Genomic DNA, 25,843 nt, shown 5'->3' with positions numbered 1-25,843 from the left:
CACAAATTAAAAATCTCAAACAAACTCGTAAATAATAGCTATACTTAAACATATAGCTGTTATTTTGTGATTATCACAAAATAAAAACTTATAGGGATATTGAATGTCTACCAAAAAAACAACTGAATTAACGAAGAGCGTTCAGCCAAAAGAATTCGAAAGATTAGAAACCGGGGTAGTCATCTTAAGCGAACAAATAAAGGAGCTATTTGAGGCTCTGAGTACGAAAAATGAGAGCGATACTACAAAAGCAGCCACGGCTAGGAAGCAGAAAAGCTCAGCTAAGAAAAAAGCTTCAGGTTTTACGTCAAAAACTATCCATTTATCAGAAAGTGCGCTTGAACGGATGGAAGATTTAGCTGTGGCTTTGGGTCATAAAATTGGAGATAAAGGACTTAGCAGTGAACAACTATCAATGTTGGTTCACTTCCTCCTTGACAACTATAAACAACCTGAGGACATCGAAACTCCTAAGACAGCTAAGGGACAGTACGTTTATCGTTTACATCAGATTCTAAAATACCGAAGTACACAAATGAGTGACACTATGAGTGAAATCGTTAACTTCATGAAAGAGAAGAAGTATGTAATTCCTAAACTCTATGGAAGCTCTAGCCAAGTAGATAAAAGTCAAAAATATAACTGGAACAAACAGCTGATTACTTCAATTTTGGATTCAGACCAATTGAATCCGCAGATTAAGAAGCTCAACATAAAAGCCAAGAGAAATGGTAGAAAAGTCGTTCGTAGAAAGATACCAAAAACACAACATTCAAGTGAGAATCAGACCAAAATTGAGGGAATGCCAACTTCCACAGTGATAACTCTTCAAAAGGTTCAATCTATTTTTGATCAATCGTCAATATGTCTCTTAGGAAGAAGACTTACTGATGATGAGATTTTAGACAAGTACGGAGTGGAGAAAATAGTACTACTGAGAAGAATAATGAATCACTACAAGTCTAATTCAACGATAGTACTTGAACAGTTCATGAATGAACTAATAGCAAAAAATCGATAGCTCAAAGGAACATTCAATGCGTGTTAAGGATGCATCAATCATCACCAGTGCAGGACGATTACTCTAAGTTGGTTCTACCCCAACGGTTTGCTAGAGCAATAAATAAATAAATAAATAAATAAATAAATAAATAGTGCTCATTTCCTTTTCTTTAGATACAAAAAAGCACCACTTTAGACGGAAAGTGATGCTTAACCTAAAACACTATAACTTAGTTAGTGAACAGTACCATCATTCGCTGCGTCTTTTGTTTCTAGTTGTTCTACAGGTGGAGTATTAGGTTTTAACTCCACAAGATACCACTGATAAAAATCTGCATTGCGAGCAACTCCAACATCTTTAAAGTCTTTGATTTCATAACCCCTGTGTCGCAGATTTTTATTGGCCATACGACGGTATTGGTGAATGTTGCTTACAGCCGAAATAGCCGAAAGCTCGTCACTTTTGATACCAGGATTATTAAGAACAGTCTCAACCATTACTTTCAGCTTCGAGTTCTTACGAAAACAAGACGCTAGTTTTTCAACTTGATCTTCAGAAGGGAAAATAGGAGTGTATCCGTAGATTTGAGGCAACGGCATGCCTTGCAGTTTAAGTGCTGCAACACTGTCTTTAGAAATAAACATAAGTTTAAATCTCCACTTTTTAGTTTAGTAAGAATGCACGTTCGTCAAATGTGCATTTGTTCTCGCTGCTACTGAATCGGTCGTCATTTCCGAAAGTAGTTACTTACAGTAAGGTATGTACATCCGTCCATATACAATTCTTCACTGTCAATCTTTATCATAACACTAAGTTATTGATTTTGTCAATACCCAAACGCAACAAGCCCGCCGAAAGTGGACACGGCAGGCTAGATGCTTATTTATAGTCGATATGCTTACTATCATTCGACTAAATGTTAACCACACAATTGGGTGACGAGCCCGTGGTCTAATTTTTAAGTATTGAATGACGAGTTCAACACTGATTTATTACCACTACACACATCAAGTGTAGTTGACGGACTACGATATGTATAATGATGGTAATTCTGTTATGAGCGATAATATCCTTTATCTGCTTTGGCTTTCCTTATGGGTAAGAGGTATAACGCCGCATTAAGGTGTGAGCAACATAGTTAGTAACCTAAACCATTGCACTGTAAACACGATATCTATTCAGTTGCATACTAAAAATACAACGCGTCGGCAACCACTCTTGAATGCATTGTTAAGTCTGACTTTATGTCAGGCTAACGATCGCGTCAATACCCCTATGGTTGGGCGGGCATACTACTCATTTTTCAACTGATGTCAAATAAAATCACTTCATAAACTAACGCTAAAGCGCCTCAATTTTGTCACAAGTCCCAATCTATGGGACTTTCGAATCTAACCATCAATTTCCCCTAGAATCGCTTAAAACACGTTTGAGGGCGTTTTCTGCCCCATTTAAAAAATCAAATTATTTTGCTTTTTCTAGAAAATGTGATTTATCGTCACATTTTAGGTGCTTCGTATTACATCAATATGCCGCAATATTCATCATTTCAGTTTATCAATTACGTAAAGTGAGGGCAGAAAGTCCAGTGCAGTCTCCGATTAGGTCAAGCTAAACCACCAGGGCCACCAGATGTTGTACGAGTGGTTTAAGCTACAGCTACAGTGAACTCACTCATTAAAGAATCTAAATGGTCTGCCCATTTTTGCAACCAAACTCTACACTCATCCTCATAAGAATGAAGGTCATAAGTCCCATTAATTCCTTCCTTTGTATGACCTAAAACGGCTTCAGCAACCTCTGACGGACATTTTTTGCGAGCAAGTCCGGTTCTAACCGTTCTTCTTAAATCATGGGGAGTCCAATTGGGGATATCCAACATCATACCTTTCTGCTTCAGACTCCAGATTTTTTCAGATAAGTGTTTTTGCTGAACGGGTCTGCGAGTCCTCTGAGATTGAAAAACGTAATCATTTTGATCTCGTTCTTGGTATCTGTTCTGTAGCCACTCAGCAGCTTGATCAGAGAGCATTACATGACGAACAAGACCAGTCTTAGTTTCCCTTAGAAATAGAGTTTTATTATTAAAGTTGACATCTGCCCAAGCTAAGGAGCATACCTCACCTGTTCTACAACCAGTCCAAAGCGTCAACCTGAGGATCCCCTTTTGGTTCTTACTAAAACCAGAGCTTGGTAACCAACTCAAAAACTGAACGATTTCTTCATCATTAAAAAAGCGTTTTCCTTTGCTGCAAGTTAATTTCACCTTGGATATTTTCAAGCTATCTTTGGCTTGCAACGCTGGATTTACAAATTCATAAGGTAAGTAACCAGTTGAAATCGCGTAACGATACGCCGAAGTCAGTTCTCTAAGGACATAACCAGCTTGAACATTAGCTCCGCGCTCAACGATCCCCATAACCAAATCGGATATATCTTTACGACTGAGGTCAATCGCGAGCCTTGAGCCAATTGGTTTTACAACATCCTTGTACAACGTTCGACGAGTCTCCTTCTGTCCTTTGAGTTTCCTATTACTTGAGCCTTCAATGTAGCTCGTCAGGTATTTATCAACCAAATTTTTCACGCTGATCTTAGCGTAGCGCTCTGATTCCTGAGCTTGAGTCTCTAGGAGCTTCTGTTTTTCCTGTTCTCTTTTGGGGCACTTACCTGCATCCCTGATAGCTTTTAAGCGCTTGAGCTCAACCCTAGCTTGCTCCAAAGACATGTCTGGATAAGTGCCAAGTTTAGCTTGTGTTATCTTGTTATTTGCCGGAGAACGGTAGCGATAAGTAAATGTCTTACGTCCAGTTTTACCAACATTGACTCGCAAACCTCTATACTCACCGATATCAACCAACGTTTTCCCACCAGCTTTATGGTTTCTAATTGCTCGATCACTAAGAGGTTTGTTACTCTTTGCCTCAGTCATGTTTGTATAATCCTTAACTAATAAGCAAACAACAGAATATGACTATTTTAGTGTAGGTTAAATACAAAAGCTACACTAAAACCTACACTTAATTGTGGGATTCACTGACACTACGTGACACTCCATGAGACTTAAAACCAAACACGGTTGGTCGTAACGCATTGAATATTATTATGAAAAAACCAAAAAAAGCCAACAAAAACAACACCACCAACCATAAACACACACCTATGATGCAGCAATACCTGAAGCTCAAAGCTGAGAACCCGGATATTTTGCTGTTCTACCGCATGGGCGACTTCTACGAGCTGTTTTACGATGATGCCAAACGCGCGTCGCTGTTGCTTGATATTTCGTTGACCAAGCGTGGTTCGTCAGCAGGAGAACCCATTCCTATGGCCGGTGTTCCATACCATGCGGTTGAAGGTTATCTGGCTAAACTTGTTCAGCTTGGTGAGTCAGTCGCGATCTGTGAGCAGGTCGGTGACCCAGCCACCAGCAAAGGGCCGGTCGAACGTAAAGTGGTTCGTATTGTCACCCCCGGTACTGTTACCGATGAAGCATTACTCTCGGAACGCCAGGATAACCTGATCGCAGCCATCTATCACCACAACGGCAAGTTTGGCTACGCCACACTGGACATCACCTCAGGACGCTTTCAGCTCAATGAACCCGAGACTGAAGAGGCGATGGCGGCCGAGCTGCAGCGTACGGCCCCCCGTGAACTGCTGTTTCCGGAGGATTTTGAACCGGTTCATCTGATGTCAAACCGCAACGGCAACCGCCGCCGTCCGGTGTGGGAGTTCGAGCTGGACACTGCCAAGCAGCAGCTTAATCAGCAATTTGGCACCCGCGATTTGGTCGGCTTTGGTGTGGAGCATGCAGTGCTGGGGCTGAGTGCTGCCGGTTGCCTGATCCAGTACGTTAAAGACACCCAGCGCACCGCCCTACCCCACATTCGTTCACTGACCTTTGATCGCCAGGATCACTCAGTGATCCTAGATGCCGCAACCCGGCGTAACCTGGAACTGACACAAAACCTCGCCGGTGGCACGGATAACACGCTGGCGGAAATACTTGATCACTGTGCGACCCCGATGGGCAGCCGGATGTTAAAACGCTGGCTACATCAACCGATGCGTTGCCGCGACACCCTTAACCAGCGTCTTGATGCGATTGGTGAAATCAAAGAACAAAGCCTGTTTACTGACCTGCAGCCGATCTTCAAACAAGTTGGTGACATCGAACGGATCCTGGCTCGCCTGGCACTGCGATCGGCACGCCCCCGCGATCTCGCCCGCTTGCGCCACGCCATGCAACAATTGCCCGAACTGGCGTCAGTCAGCGACTCATTTGTCCATCCCTATCTGGTCAAACTGGCTCAGTTTTCCTCGCCAATCGATGAAGTGTGTGATCTGCTAGAACGTGCGATCAAAGAAAACCCACCGGTTGTGATCCGCGATGGCGGTGTGATCGCAGAGGGCTACAATCAGGAGTTGGATGAATGGCGTAACCTGGCCGAAGGAGCGACCGAATACCTTGAACAGTTAGAAGCCGAAGAGCGCGATCGCCATGGCATCGACACTCTCAAGGTCGGCTATAACAATGTACATGGCTTTTTTATTCAGGTCAGCCGTGGGCAAAGTCATCTGGTTCCGCCACATTACATTCGTCGCCAAACCCTGAAGAATGCCGAGCGCTACATCATCCCGGAACTTAAAGAGCATGAAGACAAGGTGCTCAACTCGAAATCAAAAGCCCTGGCGGTTGAGAAACAGTTATGGGAAGAGCTGTTTGATTTGCTGATGCCGCAGCTTGAGCGCATGCAGAACCTGGCTTCGGCCATCGCGCAGCTGGATGTATTGCAAAACTTTGCAGAGCGGGCCGACACGCTGGATTACTGCCGGCCAACCTTAAGCGATGAAGTTGGCATGCATATTCAAGCCGGGCGACACCCGGTGGTCGAGCAAGTCACCACAGATCCGTTTATTGCCAACCCGATTGAGCTGAACCCACAACGCAAGATGCTGATCATCACCGGTCCGAATATGGGCGGTAAGTCAACTTACATGCGTCAAACCGCATTGATCGCTTTGATGGCCCACATCGGATCCTTTGTACCGGCAGAATCGGCGCAAATCGGTTGTTTAGACCGTATCTTTACCCGTATTGGCGCATCCGATGATCTGGCTTCCGGCCGCTCCACTTTTATGGTTGAGATGACTGAAACCGCCAACATTCTGCACAATGCCACGCAACACAGCCTGGTGTTGATGGATGAAATTGGCCGCGGTACCAGTACCTATGATGGTTTATCACTGGCATGGGCCAGTGCTGAATGGCTCGCCACCCAGATAGGAGCGATGACGCTATTCGCCACCCATTATTTTGAACTGACCGAACTGCCTAACCAGCTGGCAAACTTGGCCAATGTGCACTTAGACGCAATAGAGCACGGCGACAGCATTGCCTTTATGCACGCCGTTCAGGAGGGAGCGGCCAGCAAATCATATGGTTTAGCGGTAGCCGGATTGGCCGGGGTGCCGAAAGCGGTGATCAAAAATGCACGCCAAAAACTGTCTCAACTGGAGCAGTTAAGTCATGACAGCTCCTCGCCACGCTCAAGCGGTGTCGATATTGCCAACCAGTTGAGCCTGATCCCGGAAGCCAGTGAGGTAGAACAAGCGCTGGCCAATATTGATCCTGACGACATGACACCACGCCAGGCGCTTGAAGAGCTTTATCGGTTAAAAAAGTTGCTCTGATCTAGAGCAGAATATTAAAAAAGGCGATGGTCACCCATCGCCTTTTTGTATACTGGTCAGTGCTTAATCATCTTCGACATTAAACAGGTTTTCCATATTCAAACCTTGTTTAATCAACACTTCACGCAATCGACGCAAACCCTCGACTTGAATTTGACGCACACGTTCACGGGTTAAGCCAATCTCTCTTCCCACCTCTTCCAGGGTCGAAGGCTCATAACCCAGCAGCCCGAAGCGTCGTGCCAACACCTCTTTCTGTTTCGGGTTCAGCTCTTCCAGCCAATGGATCAGAGAAGATTTAATATCGTCATCCTGAGTGGACACTTCAGGATCCGAGTTGTTGCCATCAGGGATAATATCCAGTAACGCTTTTTCGCCGTCGCCACCTATCGGGGTATCCACCGAACTGATGCGTTCATTCAGGCGCAGCATTTTACTCACGTCCTCAACCGGGATATCCAGTTGTGCAGCAATCTCTTCCGCAGTCGGCTCGTGATCCAGTTTCTGTGACAGTTCACGCGCAGTACGCAAGTAAATGTTGAGTTCTTTCACCACGTGGATTGGCAAGCGAATAGTCCGGGTCTGGTTCATCAATGCGCGTTCGATCGTTTGGCGAATCCACCAGGTCGCATAGGTTGAAAAACGGAACCCTCTTTCCGGGTCAAATTTTTCCACCGCCCGGATAAGCCCCAAGTTGCCTTCTTCAATCAAATCAAGTAGCGCAAGTCCGCGGTTACTGTAACGGCGGGAAATTTTTACCACCAAACGCAAATTACTTTCGATCATTCGTTTGCGCGCAGCCTCATCACCACGCAGGGCGCGGCGGGCATACAGAACTTCTTCTTCGGCGGTTAACAGTGGTGAGAAGCCAATTTCACCCAGATACAGTTGGGTGGCATCAAGGCTTTTAGCGCTCGCATCAAACTCCTCGCGAGTCGCTGATTTTTTTTTGCTGGATGGTGATTTATCTTGGTTGCGGCCGAGAGTCTCCATGCTCTCCTGGTCGTACTCGAATTGTTCAACTTTGGTTACTGTGCTGCTGATACTCATAACGCCCCCCTGGCGAGTTAGCAAGACATCACAACTCAATATGTCGCTAAATGATTTCGCAAGTTGTTATTCAAAGCTTAAGGTAAATAGCGTTTTGGATTCACCGATTTACCCTGATAACGAATTTCAAAATGCAGTTTTACGGATTTTGTTCCGGAGCTACCCATGGTCGCTATTTTTTGACCCGCTTTAACATTTTGTCCTTCATTCACCAGCAATCTGTCGTTGTGTGCGTATGCGCTCAAATAATTTTCGTTATGCTTTACTATGATCAGGTTGCCATAACCACGCAGCGCATTCCCCGAATAAACGACGGTGCCAGGTGCGGTAGAAACGATGGATTGGCCTCGCTGTCCAGCAATATCAATCCCTTTATTCCCTTGTTCTCCCGCGGAAAAACTCTTAATTACTCTCCCTTTTGTCGGCCACAACCACTTCGACACCTTGTCGTTATTTGCCGTACTGGTTGGTGCTTTCGGTTTAACATTTTGCTTACCTTTCGAACCAACATACTCCTTTGTCTGTGATTGTTCAACCTTCTTTATCGGCTGTTTTTGTGCGACTTTTGCCTGGCTTGGTTTAGGCTTTGCGCTAGAGTTTTTGCTTGATTTTTGTCCTGTCGCCGATGTTGCCGGTTTGCTTACCGGCGGCGGAACCTTAACAACCTTAGGTGGGATAACAGGGGCGGCGGTTTTACCATACTTTGGCGCATTGTATGCGGGGGCCCAAAGTTTGAGCTTCTGCCCGGGAAAAATCGTGTAAGATCCGGAGAGGTCATTGTAACTCACCAAATCATTTACATCTTTATCTGTGATGTAGGCAATAAAATAAAGGGTATCGCCTTTCTGTACTTCGTAGTAACTACCGCGGTAGCTGCCTCGCTCAACACTGGAGTAATCTTTGTTGAGACTCGAAACCGGCGCAGGCGAATGCGCCGCGCAGCCCACCAGCCCCGCAGCTAACATCATACTCAGTCCAAACCGCCTTAGTCCCCACTTCACTGTGTAATGTTCCTTACGCCAGATCACCGGCAATTAATGGCACAAACCTCACCATAGCAACCACGGTAGACAAAAACTGGTCTCCTTTACGCTCAATCTTTAACAACTGCTGATCATTTTCCCCGACAGGGATGACCATAATGCCCCCGTCTTTTAGCTGCTGCAGCAAAGCATCCGGCACGCTCTCGGCCGCCGCCGTCACAATAATCGCATCAAATGGCCCTTTGGATGCCCAGCCTTGCCATCCATCAGCATGTTTAGTCGAGACATTATAGATATCAAGCTGTTTCAAGCGGCGCTTAGCATCCCATTGCAATGACTTGATCCGCTCGACCGAATAAACATGATCCACCAACTGCGCCAACACCGCCGTCTGATAGCCAGAGCCGGTGCCAATTTCCAGTACCCGGCTTTGCTGTTGCAACTGCAGCAACTCTGTCATCCGCGCCACAATATAGGGCTGGGAGATCGTTTGTCCTTTGCCGATCGGCAGGGCATTGTTGTCGTACGCCTGGTGCATCATCGCCTGAGAAACAAAACACTCACGCGGCAAACGATGCATAGCGTCCAGTACACGCTGATCTTTGATACCACTTGCAATAAGAAATTCTATTAGCCTGTCAGCCTGTGGATTACTCATGATTACTCTTCCTTTAACCAGCTGTCCATTGCTCGCAATGACTCATGGGCCGTTAAGTCGACCTGCAGCGGGGTCAGTGAAATTTGCCCATGCTCAATCGCATAAAAATCTGTCCCTTGACCCGCATCTTGCTCTTTGCCCGGTGGACCTAACCAATAAATATCATGGCCTCGGGGATCTTTCTGCTTAATCATATTCTCAGCGTGATGACGAGCGCCTAAACGGGTGATTTCAATGTCACCAAGATTTTCTAACGGCAAATCAGGCACGTTAACGTTCAACAGACGATTCGTTGGAATTGGCGAGGCTAAGTGCTGCTCTACTAATTGACGGGCTATTTTTGCGGCAGATTCAAAATGACACTTTCCAACCAGTGAAAAGGCTATCGACTGAACGCCAAGAAAGTGCCCTTCCATGGCGGCAGCAACGGTACCCGAATACAGCACATCATCACCTAAATTTGCCCCATGATTAATACCTGACAAGACAAGATCTGGCAGGTTATCCTTCATTAACTCATTTAATGCAAAATGAACGCAGTCGGTTGGCGTACCTTGTACCGAGTAAATGTTTGGCGCGATCTGTGTAACTCGCAATGGCTGTTCCAGGGTCAACGAGTTTGAAGCACCGGAGCGATTTCGATCCGGTGCAACGATGGTCACTTCTGCAATGCTTCGCAGTTCATCAGCCAAAGCATGAATTCCCTGAGCATGCACACCATCATCGTTACTGATCAGAATTCTTAAAGGTGTGGCATTTAGTGAGTCCAGTTCCATCAGTATTCTCTTTCTATTTTTACCTCATTAACCAACTCACGAACAATCGACGTGGCAAAAGACCCCGCATCGAGTGAGAAGCTCAACGTGATATTATTACCTTCGACGTTCCAGGCTAAATCTTTTGGTTTTAACGCAATATCCCGACGCTCATGACGCATGCGGTTACCGCGAATCAACGCCATTAGATCAGGCTCCTCATCCAGGAACGGTTGTTCCAACGCGAGAGCTTGTGCTTGAGTCGGTAATGCATTATCACCCGCTAGTGCTGCGGTAATGGCAGCTTCACCCTGTTCAAACTGCGCTTGAAGTTCAGCCTGGTTACCAGCATCGACAGGCACAAGGCCAGCTGCAGTTTGCGCAATATCACCATCGATAAATTGATCAAATACGTTGCGCTCCAGGCGCGCAGAAACAATTCGGTTGAAAATCCAGGAACGGGCCGCCGATAAGTACAAGCTACGTTTATTCTGATTACGGGTACGAACGTTCTCCCGCCCCCAACGGCGCGCTTCTTCCAGATTGTTGCCATTATTGCCAAACCGCTGGCTGCCAAAATAGTTTGGCACGCCGATTTGTTTCACTTGTTCAAGGCGTTGTTCTACATCCGCTACGTCGGTTACTTCAGACAAAGTAATCACAAAATCGTTGCCGACCAGATCACCCGGACGGAGCTTTTTGTTATGTCGATCAGTGGCTAAAATTTCAATGCTTGGATACCGGGCTAAAAATGCGCTGAAGTCTGGAGTATCACCTTTGGGCAAATGAACACTTAGCCACTGCTCTGTCACGGCGTGACGATCTTTCAGCCCCGCCCAGCTGACGTCTTTCGATTTAACGCCGCAGGCTTTGGCCAGTTCATTAGCGACAAAACTGGTGTTCTCGCCAGTTTTGCGAATACGCACCATTAGATGCTCACCTTCTCCTGCGAAAGAAAAGCCAAGATCCTCGCGAACCTGAAAATGCTCTGGTCGCGCTTTAATTTTTGCTGATGCAACTGGCTTTCCCGTCAGGTAAGCCAATGAAGATAATATGTCTGACATGATATTTTTCCGCTGTTGTCACAGCTTTGGGGAGCAAATTGTTAGGTTATTGCTTAAACAGAAGCACAACCGCTTCTGTTGCAATGCCTTCTTTACGTCCAGTAAAACCGAGACGTTCTGTCGTGGTCGCTTTTACGTTGATGTTGCCGATGTCGGTTTGCAAATCTTCGGCAATAGCGGCACACATGGCGTCAATGTGAGGAGCCATTTTGGGAGCCTGGGCCATTATCGTAATATCCGCATTACCCAGACGATAGCCCTGCTCTTTCACCCGGCGGTAGACATCTTTGAGCAGTTCACGGCTGTCCGCGCCCTTCCACTTATCATCCGTATCAGGAAAGTGACGGCCGATGTCGCCGGCCGCAATCGCGCCCAGCAGAGCATCACACAAAGCGTGCAAAGCAACATCACCATCAGAATGAGCGATCAATCCTTGCTCATAAGGGATCTGTACACCGCCAATGATAACCGGACCTTCGCCACCAAATTTATGAACATCAAAACCGTGACCAATTCGAATCATTACTTATCCTTTTTTGACTAACCGCGCTGGCGGCTTAGATAAAACTCGGCCAGGGCGAGATCTTCTGGTTGAGTGATTTTTATATTATTCGCATTGCCCTGGACTAAAGCCGGTGTTTCCCCCAACCACTCCAAAGCAGATGCTTCGTCGGTAATTGCCACGCCCTGCTGTAGTGCGTCAGCCAAAGCTTCTGCTAATTGCCGGGTTTTAAACATTTGTGGCGTCAGTGCGTGCCACAGTGCTTCTCTGTCTACCGTATGATCAATATCCTGCACTGAGTTGGCTCGCTTCATGGTGTCTCTCACAGGCGACGCCAGAATCCCGCCGGTTTTGTGAGCGCTGCAAACATCAATCAAACGATCAATATCTGCTGTAGCTACACAAGGTCTTGCCGCGTCGTGAACCAATACCCACTCGCTCTTAAGCTGTGCAGTTACATAGTTCAGCCCTGATAACACCGAGTCGGCTCTTTCTTTACCACCAGCCACGCGAATAACGTCTGGGTGCTGAGCAATCGACAACTCTGGGTAGTATGGGTCACCGTCGGTGATGGCAACGACGACTTTAGAAATCTTCGGGTGAGAAAGCAGTTTCTCTACGGTGTGTTCTAATACCGCTTTACCATTGATCAACAAGTACTGTTTCGGCCGATCGGCCTTCATTCTGCTGCCAACACCGGCCGCAGGTACGATCGCAATCATAGGTGAGGTGAAATCCGACATCTTAATGGTTGTCCTCGCCAACAATACGGTAGAATGTTTCGCCTTCTTTAACCAGACCTAACTCATGACGAGCGCGCTCTTCGATTGCATCCAGCCCTTGTCTTAAGTCATCAATTTCGGCGAACATTTCGCTGTTACGCGCTTGCAGCTTGCCATTCACCTGCTGTTGTACTTCAATTTCCCCTTTTACCGTATAGTAGTCCGACATCCCGTTTTTACCAAACCACAGGGTATATTGAAGCCAACCAAACAATAACGTAAGGGCTATAACAAATATTCGCATATCGCTGCTAACATTCTGTACCGGAAGGAATTAGATAAGCTGACATATATAGCATAAATGTGGCTTTGCCTCTAGGGCGGGAACCAAGACTCACGCTGTCCTTATTATAACGTGTAAGTTCTGACACTGCGCGTATCATCCATCGCTAACCTTGGATAACTCCAGAGACAAAAACGCCCCGCATGTACGGGGCGTTGGCAAACGCGATAAAGCTAAACGGTTAATTCAACAAGGAGTTAACCCTGGCCTTTAACTGCGTTTAGACCGCTTTTTTGTAACGTAGCAGGAGCGCGCTCACCTGGCACTTCCTGCCAAAAACAAAAACCCCCGCCGTAGCGAGGGTTTCAAAAAGCTATTTAGCTAAACTAATTCAATAAGAATTAAGCTTGGCCTTTAACTTCTTTAAGACCGTTGAAAGGAGCGCGCTCACCTAGAGCTTCCTCGATACGGATTAGTTGGTTGTACTTAGCAACACGGTCAGAACGGCTCATAGAACCAGTCTTGATTTGACCTGCAGCAGTACCTACCGCTAGGTCAGCGATAGTTGCATCTTCAGTTTCGCCAGAACGGTGAGAGATTACCGCTGTGTAACCTGCGTCTTTAGCCATCTTGATTGCAGCTAGAGTCTCAGTTAGAGAACCGATTTGGTTGAACTTGATAAGGATAGAGTTAGCTACGCCTTTCTCGATACCTTCAGCAAGGATCTTAGTGTTAGTAACGAACAGATCGTCACCTACTAGTTGAAGCTTGTCACCTAGTAGTTCAGTTTGGTGCTTGAAGCCATCCCAGTCAGACTCGTCCAGACCGTCTTCGATAGAAACGATTGGGAACTGGTTAGCTAGCTCAGCTAGGTAGTGGTTGAACTCTTCAGAAGAGAAAGTTTTACCTTCGCCTTTCATGTTGTAGATGCCAGCTTCTTTGTCGAAGAACTCAGATGCAGCACAGTCCATAGCAAGAGTAACGTCTTTGCCTAGCTCGTAACCAGCAGCTGCAACAGCTTCTGCGATAACTTCTAGAGCTTCAGCGTTAGATTTAAGGTTAGGAGCGAAACCACCTTCGTCACCAACTGCAGTGCTGTAGCCTTTAGACTTAAGAACTTTAGCTAGGTTGTGGAATACTTCTGCACCGATACGTAGACCTTCTTTAAGAGTCTTAGCACCAACTGGTTGGATCATGAACTCTTGGATGTCAACGTTGTTGTCTGCGTGCTCACCACCGTTGATGATGTTCATCATTGGTAGAGGCATAGAGAACTGACCTGGAGTACCGTTTAGCTCAGCGATGTGCTCGTATAGAGGCATGCCTTTAGCCGCTGCAGCAGCTTTAGCGTTTGCTAGAGAAACAGCTAGGATAGCGTTCGCACCGAACTTAGATTTGTTTTCAGTGCCGTCTAGTTCGATCATTACTGCATCGATTGCAGCTTGGTCTTTAGCGTCTTTGCCAACTAGAGCTTCAGCGATTGCGCCGTTTACAGCTTCAACAGCTTTAAGAACACCTTTACCTAGGAAACGTGCTTTGTCACCGTCACGTAGCTCAAGAGCTTCGCGAGAACCAGTAGATGCGCCAGATGGAGCTGCCGCCATACCTACGAAACCGCCTTCTAGGTGTACTTCAGCTTCTACAGTTGGGTTACCACGTGAGTCGATGATTTCACGACCTAGAACTTTAACGATCTTAGACATTAATGTTTCCTCTCGTTCAAATATAAATGTCAAATTTAAAAGGCAGCAGCACAACCTTCGCCGCCGCCCGTATCCTTTTTACTGCTCGAATTCGCCGCGTGCGTTTTGACCCGCAGCCTTAACGAAACCTGCAAACAATGGGTGCCCATCGCGAGGAGTCGATGTGAATTCTGGGTGGAACTGAGCCGCTACAAACCATGGGTGAGCCGGGTTCTCAATCATTTCCACTAGTTTTTTGTCCGCTGACAGACCTGATACTTTCAGACCCGCTTTTTCGATTTGCGGACGAAGAACGTTGTTTACTTCGTAACGGTGACGGTGACGTTCATGGATCGTCGCGCTACCGTATAGTTCACGAGCTTTGGTACCTTTCTCCAGGTGACACAGCTGTGAACCAAGACGCATCGTACCACCCAGGTCAGACGTTTCAGTACGTTCTTCTACGTTACCCGCTTCGTCTACCCATTCAGTGATCAAACCTACCACAGGGTACTTAGTGTCTTTGTTAAATTCTGTTGAATGTGCACCTTCCATACCCGCTACGTTACGCGCGTATTCAATCAGTGCAACCTGCATGCCCAGACAGATACCCAGGTAAGGAACTTTGTTTTCACGAGCGTATTGTGCTGCGCGAATCTTACCTTCGATACCACGGTCACCGAAGCCACCAGGTACTAGGATTGCATCTAGACCTTCAAGTACTTCTACGCCTTTCGTCTCAACATCTTGAGAATCTACGTATTTAATTGTGACGTTTAGACGGTTTTTCAAGCCTGCGTGTTTAAGTGCTTCGTTTACTGACTTGTAAGCATCTGGTAGTTCGATGTATTTACCGACCATACCAATAGTTACTTCGCCAGTTGGGTTCGCTTCTTCATAGATAACCTGTTCCCATTCAGACAGGTCAGCTTCTGGTGCGTTGATACCAAAGCGAGCACAAACTAGGTCATCTAGACCTTGAGACTTAACCAGTTGAGGGATCTTGTAGATTGAATCTACGTCCTTCATTGAGATTACCGCTTTCTCAGGAACGTTACAGAATAGCGCAATTTTCTTACGCTCGTTCGCTGGGATCATACGATCAGAGCGGCAAACAAGAATATCTGGTTGGATACCGATAGATAGCAGCTCTTTAACAGAGTGCTGAGTTGGCTTAGTTTTCACTTCACCTGCCGCTGCTAGGTAAGGAACTAGCGTTAGGTGCATGAACATTGCACGTTCACGGCCTAGTTCTACAGCAAGCTGACGGATAGCTTCCATAAATGGTAGTGATTCGATATCACCTACCGTACCACCGACTTCAACGATAGCAACATCATGGCCTTCAGAACCTGCGATTACGCGGTCTTTGATAGCGTTAGTGATGTGAGGGATAACCTGAATGGTTGCACCTAGGTAATCGCCGCGACGTTCTTTACGTAGTACGTCTGCATAAACACGACCAGCAGTGAAGTTGTTACGCTTAGTCATCTTGGTGCGGATGAAACGCTCGTAGTGACCAAGGTCAAGGTCAGTCTCTGCGCCATCTTCCGTAACGAACACTTCACCGTGTTGAGTTGGGCTCATTGTGCCTGGATCAACGTTGATGTAAGGGTCAAGCTTCATCATAGTCACTTTAAGACCACGAGCTTCTAGAATAGCTGCAAGAGATGCTGCTGCAATACCTTTACCTAGAGAGGATACAACCCCGCCAGTAACAAAAATGTAATTTGTCGTCATGTTTAACCTGAAATTGGTTGAATGAGGGAAATGGAGTGCTTCTGGACGGGACGTAAATATACCAGAAGCTCCTTACCGCGACAACGTGAAATCTATCACACTGCAATTTTTTATTTTTTGCTTCAAATCAAAGTCGGGGCCCGAGCCTAGCGTAACTCTTCTTGCTTGACCTGATCCCACATCTGATCGAGCTCATTTAAACTAAAGTCGGTCAACTGTTTACCGTGTGACGCCACTATAGCCTCAACACCGCGAAAACGTCTGGCAAACTTCAGGTTCGCTTTTGCCAAAGCCACTTCCGGATCTTTACCCAGATGTCGGGAAAGATTTACCGTCGCAAACAACAAGTCACCCAATTCGAGCTCAATTTTACTCTCATTAGGGGAGACCTGAAGCGCTTCTTCCATCACTTCTTCAATCTCTTCTTGTACTTTGCCGACCACAGGCCCTAATGAATCCCAGTCAAAACCATATTTCGCACACTTTCTCTGAATTTTTGTAGCACGCGAAAGCGCCGGTAATGAGTTTGGTATTGAGTCTAGAATACTTTCTTCAGCTTTGCCTGTTTGTGCTTTCTCTTTGGCTTTTTCTGCTTCCCAGTTAGCGCTGATCTCTTCTTCTGAATCGAATTCAACTTCAGAAAAAACATGTGGATGGCGGCGGGTCAACTTTTCGTTGACGGTTTCCACCACATCAGAGAAATCGAACAGCCCCTGCTCTTTTGCCATCTGGCTGTAGAAGATCACTTGGAACAACAAGTCACCCAGTTCTTCTTTCAGGTTTGGCCAGTCACGGTTTTGTATCGCATCCACCACTTCATAAGTTTCTTCAATCGTGTGTGGCACGATGGTGTCAAACGTCTGCTTGAGATCCCAGGGACAACCCTGTTTAGGATCTCGCAATTGAGTCATGATCTGTTCTAACTGTTCAATGGGATGGCTCATTTCTCTTATCCTCTAAATAAAAAGGTGAGCAGCCCACAGCGCTCACCTTTCTTGAATAACCCCGCATGATTGCGTCAAGTTTGCCGATGTTCCTTAGCCAAGGCGTTTCACCGACATCACATCTTTGATCTGTTCGACGCGCGCCGTGATCCGGTTAAGTACCTCGATATTGGTCACTTCCAGATCAAAATCCATGATCGAAAGTTGCTTACGGTAATCCATCCGGCTCTTCATGCTGGTCACCTTGATTTTTTCATTGGCGAACAGGGTGGTGATGTCTTTTAGCAAGCCGCCCCGCTCCATGGCTTCAACACGGACCGTCAAAATATACGAACCAACAAAACCACTGCCCCATACAGTATCAATGATCCGCTCCGGTGCGTGAAGGCGCAGCTCCTCAAGCTGTTCACAATCGCTACGGTGCACGGAAATACCGCGCCCCTGAGTAATGTAGCCACAGATATCATCACCGGGGATCGGTTGACAACAACGCGCCAGGTGAGTCATCAGATTATCGACCCCTTCGACCACCACCGCATCTTTCTTCGGCCGGTTTTGTGCAGGGGCTTTTAACCCGGCGCCTTGCAGTTTTTCCAGTGCTTGCTGGTCTTCTTCTTCGGCGGTCGGTTTGTTGACCAGGGCATTAATGTGGTTGATGATTTGGTTAATGCGTAAATCACCACTGCCCACCCCAACATACAGCTCATCCGGCGTGTTGACGTTGAAGCGTTTTAACGCGTACTGCTCGGCATCTTTCAGTGTCGCGCCAATCTTCGCCAGTTCATGCTCAAGGATTTCCCGGCCGGCTTCTAAGTTTTTCTCGCGGCTTTGCTTACGGAACCATGCATTAATCTTGGCGCGCGCCCGGCCAGAATGGACAAAGCCCAATGAAGGATTGAGCCAGTCCCGTGACGGGTTAGGTTCTTTGGCTGTGATGATCTCGACCTGATCGCCCATCTGGAGCTTATGGGTGAACGGCACTATGCGACCCGCCACTTTGGCCCCGATACAGCGATGACCCACTTCAGAGTGAATGTGGTAAGCAAAATCGAGCGGTGTCGCGCCCATCGGCAGATCAACCACATCACCACGCGGGGTAAAGGCATACACTCGGTCATCAAACACCTGGCTGCGCAGCTCATCCAGCATTTCACCGGAGTCAGACATTTCTTCCTGCCAATCCAGTAGTTTACGCAACCAGGTAATTTTCTCATCGTAACCACTGCGGCTGCTGGCACCTTCTTTATATTTCCAGTGCGCTGCAACCCCCAGCTCCGACTCTTCATGCATTTGCTTGGTGCGGATCTGGATTTCGATCGTTTTGCCTTCCGGGCCTAAAATCACCGTATGGATCGACTGGTAACCGTTTGGTTTTGGGTTGGCCACATAATCATCAAACTCACTTGGCAAGTGCTTATATTTGGTGTGCACCACACCAAGCGCGGCGTAACAGTCCTGCAGTTTATCCGCAATGATACGCACCGCACGCACATCAAACAGCTCATCAAAAGCCAGGCTCTTTTTCTGCATTTTGCGCCAGATACTGTAGATGTGCTTTGGTCGACCGCTCACTTCGGCATTGATGCCACAAACTTGCATCTCTTGAGTTAAGTCATCAACAAAGTCTTTGATGTACTGTTCACGAACAATACGACGCTCAGCCAGTTGCTTGGCGATTTGCTTGTAGGTTTCTGGTTGCTGATAACGAAATGCGTAATCTTCGATTTCCCATTTCAACTGACCAATACCAAGACGGTTAGCCAGTGGCGCATAGATATTCGCACACTCTTTTGCTGCAGCACGACGAACGTCGTCCGGCGCTTTTTTAACTTCAATCAGGTTGCAGATACGTTCCGCCAGCTTAATGACCACGCAGCGGAAATCATCCACCATCGCCAGCAACATACGACGAACGTTATCCACCTGAGACGACGCCGCGCCGCCTTCCATGGTAACGTTAAGTTGCCCGATAGCCGCCATTTCCTCGACGCCATCAATCAACTTAATGATCTCTTTGCTGTATTTTTCTTCAAGCACTTCTCTATCAAAAGCACCGCTTGAGACCAGAGGAAACAGTTGCGCCGCCACTAACGTCGCTTTGTCCATCGACAAGGTGATCAAGATTTCGATCATCTCCCGTCCACGCCACAACAAAAGCTCTGCCTGCTCGTGATCCGCCAAAATCGATTGGCAATCACGATACACTTCGGTTAAGCGTTTCGCTGTGTTCTTCTCTTGTTCCAGGCTAGCCACCCAGCTTTCGAGTTCAAACTGTTCATTTTGGTTTAAATGCGCGCTTCTTACCGCAACCATCTCATCATCCTAATTATTATATCTGAGTGATTTGACTAACGACTTCCCGGTTAGTTCTTGGGCCAACTGCAACTGCTGGCTTTGTGACCATTATTTCAACCTGATCACCGATACCTTGCTTCAAGCTCAGGACTTTTCAAATAGTGCCATCGATTCCAGATGGCTGGTATGGGGGAACATATCCAGCATACCGAGTTTGGTTAACTGATACCCCTGCTCCAGCAGGCTTTGACTATCCCTTGCAAGGGTAGCAGGATTACAGGAAACATAAACCACTCGCTGCGCTCCCAGTGCTGAAACCTGATCGATGATCCCACTTGCGCCAGCGCGGGCCGGATCCAACAGCACTTTATCAAACGATTTTGCTGCCCAAACCTGGCCCGCAAAATCTTGTTCAAGGTTAGCGTGATAAAATTCCACGTTTTTGATTTGGTTCAACGATGCATTAGTTGCGGCTTTTTTGACCATCTCCGCCACCCCTTCGATACCCACCACCTGCTGGGCAAGTTTTGCCAGCGGCAGGCTGAAGTTGCCTAAACCACAGAACAAATCCAGAACACGCTCATCACTCTGCGGGTCTAACCAGGCCAGCGCTTGTGCGACCATTTTTTGATTCACATCCTGATTCACCTGGATAAAGTTATTCGGCGTAAACGGGATGGTCACTCCAACTTCCTGGTAATAAGGTTCTTCGCCAGATACCCGCACTAGCTGGTCACTGGCCGGCATCAGATACAATGTCGCCTGATGCTCCGACGCCAATGCCATCAGGGCTTGCTGCTCACTCTCACAGAGCTTACCGCTATAGCGCAGGGTGATGCACGGGCCGTTATCGCCCAACACCAACTCCACGTGGCCAAACCGCTCCGGCTTGCTGAAACTGCCTAGCAGCTGATAAATAGGTAACAGCAGTGCATTCAGTTGTGGTGCCAGCACCGGGCAATCTGTAACCCCGGTGACGTGCTTGCTCTGTTTTTTACGAAAACCAAACTGCAACTGACGGGTTTTCTTATCGACCTGCAAGCTAACCCGGGCCCGGCGTCGATAGCCACGTGCAGGCCCCACCACAGGTGGTTCCAGGTCCATCTCACGACCGGCAAATTTTTGCATCAACTGGCGTAAAGTCTGCTGCTTGTAAGTCAATTGTGCCGAGCTATCCAGATGTTGCAAATCACAACCGCCACACTGCTGATAATGGGGGCAAAATGGCTCGATACGCTCAGCGCTCGGTTTTAGAACTCTGATCAGTTGGCCTCGGGCAAATTTACTTTTTTCCTCAACCAACTGAGTCAGCACTTCCTCACCCGGTAATGCCCCATCGATAAACAACGGTTTTTTCTTCAGATAAGCAATACCCGCACCATGGTGGTCCAATCGCTCTACCTGCACCGCCTGATGACGGGTATTAAGTTGTGTTTTCTTTTTAGGTTGAAAAATACGTGCCATGCTGTTTGCCTGAGTTTTCTTTAATTGCGCTACGGCTTCACTATTCTTAAAGCCAGCCGTTGTATGAACCGAGTGACTTGATTATGCTTATCGTTTATTCGATGACGTCACTGCGTTACCCAAGCCGGCTCACACCGCTTGAGGAATATGACGTTATTTTCCCATATCCCGACTCCAATGTAATTAGATAACATGACCAGATATGGCTTACGAGCCCGTGTAATTACACTAACATTAGCCCCCACTCTGATTATTGGTTTATTGCTCAGCGGTTTTTTCTCATTTAACCGTTACCAAGATTTAGAGAACCAGGTCATTACCACCGGCAACAGCATTATTGAACCACTTGCCATTGCCAGTGAAACTCACCTTTTATCTGAAAGCCGTGAATCCGTGCGCCGGCTGATCAGCTATGCGCATCGCAAAAATTCTCAGTTGGTGCGCAGTATTGCCGTTTTTGATGCGCACCACGAGCTGTTCGTGACCTCCAACTTCCACCCTAACTTCGAAGCGCTGACCTTTGCCAAAGATCAACCCATTCCCAAGCTGGGTAACTCTGAAATCTTTGATAACTCATTAATCTTGCGCGTACCAATCCTGTCGGAGGGGCGTTACCTGTCAGAGTTAACGCATGAAAGCGAAGGCAGCAAAGCGATTGGCTACATCGCCGTGGAACTGGATCTTTCGTCATTACGGCTACAACAATATCAGGAAGTATTCTCGGCCTTCCTGGTACTGGTGCTCGGACTGGGACTGGCCAGCGTCTTTGCCTCACGCATGATGCATGAAGTCACTCAACCGATCACACACATGAAAAATGTCGTCGACCGCATTCGTCGTGGTCACTTAGACGTGCGTATCGAAGGCAAAATGCATGGCGAGCTGGATCAGTTAAAAAACGGCATCAATGCCATGGCGGTGTCCTTGTCTGAGTACCATGTTGAAATGCAGCACAGTATTGATCAGGCAACTTCCGACTTACGTGAAACATTGGAACAGCTCGAGATCCAGAACGTAGAACTAGACATTGCGAAAAAGCGTGCTCAGGAAGCCGCGCGGGTGAAATCCGAATTTTTGGCCAATATGTCTCATGAGCTGCGCACCCCACTCAATGGCGTGATTGGCTTTACCCGCCAGATGCTCAAAACGCAACTGAGCAATAGCCAGACCGATTACCTGCAAACCATTGAGAAGTCAGCAAACAACCTGCTGAACATCATTAATGACATTCTTGACTTCTCCAAACTGGAAGCCGGCAAGCTGGCCCTGGAAAACATTCCGTTTGATTTCCGCGAGAATCTGGAAGAGGTGATCAATCTGCAAGCCACCAGCGCTCACGAAAAAGGGCTGGAAATCACGCTCAAAATTGATCCTAAAATACCGGCCGGGCTGGTCGGTGACCCGCTACGCATCCAGCAGGTGCTAACCAACCTGGTCGGCAACTCAATCAAGTTCACCGAACGCGGCAATATTGATGTCAGCGTTGAGATGCGCTCGCAGTCGGGCGACGCCGTTGAACTGCAATTTATGGTACGTGACACCGGTATCGGCATTTCAGAACGCCAGCAAGCCCAGCTTTTCCAGGCGTTCAGCCAAGCCGATGCCAGTATTTCCCGTCGTTATGGCGGGACCGGGTTAGGTCTGGTGATTACCCAGAAACTGGTCAGCCAGATGGGCGGCGAAATCAGCTTAACCAGCCGTCTGCACCAAGGCTCGACCTTCTGGTTCACCCTGCGCCTTAATGCCACGGACATGCCAATGAGCGATCTGATTGATGCCGGGCTGCTGACGGGCAAACAACTGTTACTGGTTGAACCTAACATGCAGGCGGCCTCCGTAACGCAGCAAATCCTGACTCAGGAAGGCATCATCGTCACTTACCGTGCTGCATTGCCTGATAATCAAGAACATTACGATTATGTGTTACTTAGCCTAGCGGCGAACCAGAGCTACGATGAAACCAGCGTCGCTGAATGGCTGACCCGGGCAGCAACATTAGCGCCAAGTGTCATTTTAGGTACTCCGAGTACCGAGCTGGCGTTAGCCGACTGGGTAATGAACCACTATCAGGTTCAGTGTCTGACCAAGCCATTTTCACGCAGAAAACTGTTACAAAGCCTGGTAACCGATCAGCTTGAGCTGCCATCCCCGGGCTACCTCCCGCCAGCGAACAGCATCGATGAACGTTTACCCTTAACAGTACTGACCGTGGATGATAACCCGGCGAACCTTAAACTGATCTCCGCACTGTTAAAAGAAAGAGTCGAAACCGTCACCTCATGCAGTAATGGCCAACAGGCGGTCAACCTGGCAATGGAGAAGAAATACGATCTGATCTTTATGGATATTCAGATGCCGCAAATGGATGGTGTGACCGCTTGCCAGCATATCAAGGCCCTTGAGCTGAACAGGGATACACCGGTGATCGCCGTCACTGCCCATGCCATGGCCGGAGAACGTGACCGTTTACTTGCTGCCGGGATGGACGATTACCTGACTAAACCAATCGAAGAACACGTTTTGCAGCAGGTACTGGTGCACTGGGACCCGCACACCAGTAACGAGCAGGTCGATAAAATCGCACCAAGTTATGTCGAGCAAGACGACGACGCCCCGACAGCCACACCCTCACCGGCGATCCAAGATGTGATCATTGACTGGCAGGCCGCCCTGAAACAGTCGGCCAATAAAGAAGATCTGGCCAAAGATATGCTCCGGATGCTGATCGATTTTATTCCTGAAGTGGACGCTGTGGTGGAGCAAGCCCTTGAGCAGAGTGATTTTTCCCGGGAAGATCTGATCCATGTGATTCATAAACTGCACGGCAGCAGTTCCTATTGCGGTGTGCCGCGGCTGAAGTCGCTGTGTGCCACCATTGAGCAGAGTCTTCGCTCTGAGATAGCATTGGAAGAGATCGAGCCGGAAATGTTTGAACTGCAAGACGAGATGAATAAGGTAACCACCACCGCCAAGTTGTATCTCCAGTAACCGTGTGGCACCCCAACTAAAAAAGCCAGAGCATCTGCTCTGGCTTTTTGCTTGGTCAGGATTATGACTCGAATATCACCGTCGCCACCGCATAATGGCGCTCGTCCGAAATCGTCACATGGGTATGTAGTACACCGCTTGCCTGCGCAAGCTGCCGCGCTTTACCAGACAGGCTCAGCAATGGCTTGCCGTTGGCATCGTTCGCCACGCTAAAATCATGGAATGTCACTCCTTTAGCAATGCCGGTGCCAAGGGCTTTCGCCGCAGCTTCTTTTACCGCAAACCGCTTGGCCAAGTAACGTGCCTGTTGGGTTAACCCGCTAAACACCAGCATCTCATCATCCGACAGTATACGCCGGGCAAAGGCTTCACCAGTGCGGCTCAACGCCTTTTCAATCCGCTCAATTTCAGCGATGTCCGTTCCGAGACCTACAATTGCCATTCAGTACGCCTGTTTATGCGTTATTGCGCGCCGCTGTCATGACGGCTTTCATGTCCGCCACGGCTTTTTCCAGCCCGTCAAACACCGCGCGGCCAATGATCGAATGGCCAATGTTCAGCTCATAGATTTCCGGCAGCGCCGCAATCGGAGCCACATTATGGTAAGTCAGGCCGTGTCCGGCATTAACCGTGATACCAAGATCATGCGCATAGCTGGCACCCGCGGCAATCTTTTTAAGTTCAGACTGTTGTTCAGCTTCACTGGTGGCATCCGCGTAATGACCGGTATGTAATTCAATAAATGGTGCTCCACACGCTTTGGCTGCATCGATCTGCTGACGGTCGGCATCAATAAACAGCGACACTTTGATCCCGGCTTGAGTGAGTGTTTCTGTCGCCGCTTTGATCTTGTCCAGTTGACCGACTACGTCCAGGCCACCTTCGGTAGTAAGCTCTTCGCGCTTCTCCGGAACCAGACACACATACTCAGGCTGAGTCTTGAGTGCAATGTCTACCATTTCATCAGTGACCGCCATTTCAAGGTTCATGCGAGTCTGGATGGTTTCACGCAAAATACGCACATCACGATCGACAATATGGCGGCGATCTTCACGCAGGTGAATCGTAATACCATCTGCGCCTGCACGCTCGGCCACTTCAGCCGCATGGACCGGATCCGGGTATTTGGTTCCACGTGCGTTTCGCAGAGTCGCGATATGATCAATATTAACGCCTAAGTAGATTGAGCTCATTTTTCATTACTCCGTGCTCTGGGAATCTGTGTCTGAATGAATAATTCACGACTTTTTAAAGGTTTACCGCCAAGATACGGCTTTAAGGCTATACGTGTAAAGCGTTTTGCCGCTTTTAACTGTGCTTTAGTGACAAAGCGCCGCTCACTGATGGCAATCAGTTCGTCACCGAAAAAGGTCAGGTTGTCTCGCCGCACGGAGGCAATAAAACCTTTTTGCTCTCGATAACGGTAAGTCATCCCAGGCTCCACCGGCTCCCCGGTTCCCGCGCAATGGAGAAAATCCACCCCGTAACCCAACGCTGCCAACAATGCCAGTTCAAACCGGCGCAGGGCCGGCTCCGGGTTGTCACACTGGGCAAGCTCTGTCAAAGCCTGCAAGTAGTCATGAAACAAGGCCGGCATCGCCACTTCAGCCGCAAGTACCCGGGCGACGAGCTCGTTTACGTACATCGCCGAATAGAGATTGATTCCTGTCAGTGGCAAACCGAGGCTGATCGGCTCAGCCTGGCGCAAGGTTTTCATGGCCGCATTGCCAGACCACTTTAGGAGCAGCGGCGTAAACGGCTGCAGTGCACCTTTCAGGCTCGAACGCTTGCTGCGAGCCCCCTTTGCCATCAACGTGATACGGCCATATTCCTCGCTGAACACATCAAGGATCAAGCTCGACTCACTGTACGGCCGGCGATGCAGGACAAAGCAGCGTTGTAAACCTTCTGAAGACAGATTGCTCATTTCAATCAGTGTGCCTAAGGAACATAAAATAAAAAAATAAGGAGCCAAACGGCTCCTTATATGTGTCAATGCTGGAGCGAAGTGAC

At 47.9% G+C, this 25,843-nt stretch carries 21 protein-coding genes; 3 read left to right on the top strand and 18 right to left on the bottom strand.

Annotated elements, in window-relative coordinates:
* The first annotated feature begins 103 nt into the window (after nt 1-103).
* Complete coding sequence (locus P2G85_RS10620; RefSeq protein ID WP_275864062.1) at nt 104-1,021, top strand: hypothetical protein; 918 nt, start codon at nt 104-106, stop codon at nt 1,019-1,021.
* A gap of 215 nt (nt 1,022-1,236) precedes the next feature.
* Here P2G85_RS10620 and P2G85_RS10615 read toward each other — a convergent pair whose 3' ends face one another.
* Both P2G85_RS10615 and P2G85_RS10610 read right to left on the bottom strand, forming a co-directional pair.
* A complete protein-coding gene (locus tag P2G85_RS10615; protein WP_275864061.1) occupies nt 1,237-1,647 on the bottom strand; it encodes a hypothetical protein in 411 nt (136 codons plus the stop codon).
* A 1,004-nt stretch (nt 1,648-2,651) separates the two neighbouring features.
* On the bottom strand, nt 2,652-3,935 hold the full coding sequence (locus tag P2G85_RS10610) for a site-specific integrase (RefSeq protein ID WP_275864060.1): 1,284 nt from the start codon (nt 3,933-3,935) through the stop codon (nt 2,652-2,654).
* 173 nt (nt 3,936-4,108) lie between these two features.
* Here P2G85_RS10610 and mutS point away from each other — a divergent pair, with 173 nt between their 5' ends.
* On the top strand, nt 4,109-6,700 hold the full coding sequence (gene mutS / locus P2G85_RS10605) for a DNA mismatch repair protein MutS (RefSeq protein WP_275864059.1): 2,592 nt from the start codon (nt 4,109-4,111) through the stop codon (nt 6,698-6,700).
* 63 nt (nt 6,701-6,763) lie between these two features.
* Here the strand turns inward: mutS and rpoS are convergent, their stop codons facing one another.
* From rpoS to rlmD, 13 genes are all read right to left on the bottom strand, one after another.
* Nucleotides 6,764-7,750, bottom strand: a complete 987-nt coding sequence (gene rpoS, locus P2G85_RS10600; protein ID WP_275864058.1) for an RNA polymerase sigma factor RpoS — start codon at nt 7,748-7,750, stop codon at nt 6,764-6,766.
* Nucleotides 7,751-7,827: 77 nt separating this feature from the next.
* Nucleotides 7,828-8,751, bottom strand: a complete 924-nt coding sequence (locus P2G85_RS10595; protein WP_275864057.1) for a peptidoglycan DD-metalloendopeptidase family protein — start codon at nt 8,749-8,751, stop codon at nt 7,828-7,830.
* A gap of 13 nt (nt 8,752-8,764) precedes the next feature.
* Nucleotides 8,765-9,391 carry a protein-L-isoaspartate(D-aspartate) O-methyltransferase gene (locus tag P2G85_RS10590; protein ID WP_275864056.1) on the bottom strand — a complete coding sequence of 209 codons (627 nt, stop codon included), beginning with the start codon at nt 9,389-9,391 and terminating at the stop codon, nt 8,765-8,767.
* A gap of 2 nt (nt 9,392-9,393) precedes the next feature.
* The gene (surE, locus tag P2G85_RS10585; RefSeq protein ID WP_275864055.1) at nt 9,394-10,167 is read right to left on the bottom strand and encodes a 5'/3'-nucleotidase SurE; all 774 of its coding nucleotides are present in this window, start codon (nt 10,165-10,167) and stop codon (nt 9,394-9,396) included.
* Complete coding sequence (gene truD / locus P2G85_RS10580) at nt 10,167-11,210, bottom strand: tRNA pseudouridine(13) synthase TruD (RefSeq protein WP_275864054.1); 1,044 nt, start codon at nt 11,208-11,210, stop codon at nt 10,167-10,169. Before truD ends, surE begins: the two co-directional genes overlap by 1 nt.
* 46 nt (nt 11,211-11,256) lie before the next feature.
* Nucleotides 11,257-11,733 (bottom strand): 2-C-methyl-D-erythritol 2,4-cyclodiphosphate synthase, encoded by a 477-nt coding sequence (gene ispF / locus P2G85_RS10575; protein WP_275864053.1) that lies wholly within the window; start codon nt 11,731-11,733, stop codon nt 11,257-11,259.
* 17 nt (nt 11,734-11,750) lie between these two features.
* Nucleotides 11,751-12,455, bottom strand: coding sequence for a 2-C-methyl-D-erythritol 4-phosphate cytidylyltransferase (ispD, locus tag P2G85_RS10570; protein WP_275864052.1), 705 nt, complete (start codon nt 12,453-12,455; stop codon nt 11,751-11,753).
* A gap of 1 nt (nt 12,456) precedes the next feature.
* The gene (ftsB, locus tag P2G85_RS10565; RefSeq protein ID WP_275864051.1) at nt 12,457-12,738 is read right to left on the bottom strand and encodes a cell division protein FtsB; all 282 of its coding nucleotides are present in this window, start codon (nt 12,736-12,738) and stop codon (nt 12,457-12,459) included.
* 380 nt (nt 12,739-13,118) lie between these two features.
* Complete coding sequence (gene eno, locus P2G85_RS10560) at nt 13,119-14,420, bottom strand: phosphopyruvate hydratase (RefSeq protein ID WP_182032042.1); 1,302 nt, start codon at nt 14,418-14,420, stop codon at nt 13,119-13,121.
* A 78-nt stretch (nt 14,421-14,498) separates the two neighbouring features.
* On the bottom strand, nt 14,499-16,139 hold the full coding sequence (locus P2G85_RS10555; RefSeq protein WP_275864050.1) for a CTP synthase: 1,641 nt from the start codon (nt 16,137-16,139) through the stop codon (nt 14,499-14,501).
* Between the two features lie 146 nt (nt 16,140-16,285).
* Nucleotides 16,286-17,083: a nucleoside triphosphate pyrophosphohydrolase gene (gene mazG / locus P2G85_RS10550; RefSeq protein WP_275864049.1), complete on the bottom strand. Its 798-nt coding sequence runs from the start codon at nt 17,081-17,083 to the stop codon at nt 16,286-16,288.
* A 93-nt stretch (nt 17,084-17,176) separates the two neighbouring features.
* A complete protein-coding gene (gene relA, locus P2G85_RS10545) occupies nt 17,177-19,396 on the bottom strand; it encodes a GTP diphosphokinase (RefSeq protein ID WP_275864048.1) in 2,220 nt (739 codons plus the stop codon).
* Nucleotides 19,397-19,522: 126 nt separating this feature from the next.
* Nucleotides 19,523-20,842, bottom strand: coding sequence for a 23S rRNA (uracil(1939)-C(5))-methyltransferase RlmD (rlmD, locus tag P2G85_RS10540; RefSeq protein WP_275864047.1), 1,320 nt, complete (start codon nt 20,840-20,842; stop codon nt 19,523-19,525).
* A gap of 192 nt (nt 20,843-21,034) precedes the next feature.
* Here rlmD and barA point away from each other — a divergent pair, with 192 nt between their 5' ends.
* Nucleotides 21,035-23,830, top strand: a complete 2,796-nt coding sequence (gene barA, locus P2G85_RS10535) for a two-component sensor histidine kinase BarA (protein ID WP_275864046.1) — start codon at nt 21,035-21,037, stop codon at nt 23,828-23,830.
* Nucleotides 23,831-23,891: 61 nt separating this feature from the next.
* On the opposite strand, the gene acpS is transcribed toward barA, so the two are convergent.
* The 3 genes from acpS to recO are packed head-to-tail and all read right to left on the bottom strand — an operon-like array spanning nt 23,892 to nt 25,757.
* Entirely contained in the window at nt 23,892-24,272 is a 381-nt protein-coding gene (acpS, locus tag P2G85_RS10530; protein WP_275864045.1) for a holo-ACP synthase, read from the bottom strand.
* A 13-nt stretch (nt 24,273-24,285) separates the two neighbouring features.
* Nucleotides 24,286-25,023 carry a pyridoxine 5'-phosphate synthase gene (gene pdxJ, locus P2G85_RS10525; protein ID WP_275864044.1) on the bottom strand — a complete coding sequence of 246 codons (738 nt, stop codon included), beginning with the start codon at nt 25,021-25,023 and terminating at the stop codon, nt 24,286-24,288.
* Nucleotides 25,020-25,757 (bottom strand): DNA repair protein RecO, encoded by a 738-nt coding sequence (gene recO, locus P2G85_RS10520; RefSeq protein WP_275864043.1) that lies wholly within the window; start codon nt 25,755-25,757, stop codon nt 25,020-25,022. The genes pdxJ and recO overlap by 4 nt, the downstream gene beginning before the upstream one ends.
* Nucleotides 25,758-25,843: the final 86 nt, after the last annotated feature.

The sequence above is a fragment of the Vibrio sp. CAU 1672 genome, from assembly GCF_029223195.1.
In the GTDB taxonomy this organism is placed as follows: domain Bacteria; phylum Pseudomonadota; class Gammaproteobacteria; order Enterobacterales; family Vibrionaceae; genus Vibrio.
The sequence above is the reverse complement of the archived record's forward strand: the minus strand, read 5'-3'. Positions and strand labels throughout refer to the sequence as shown.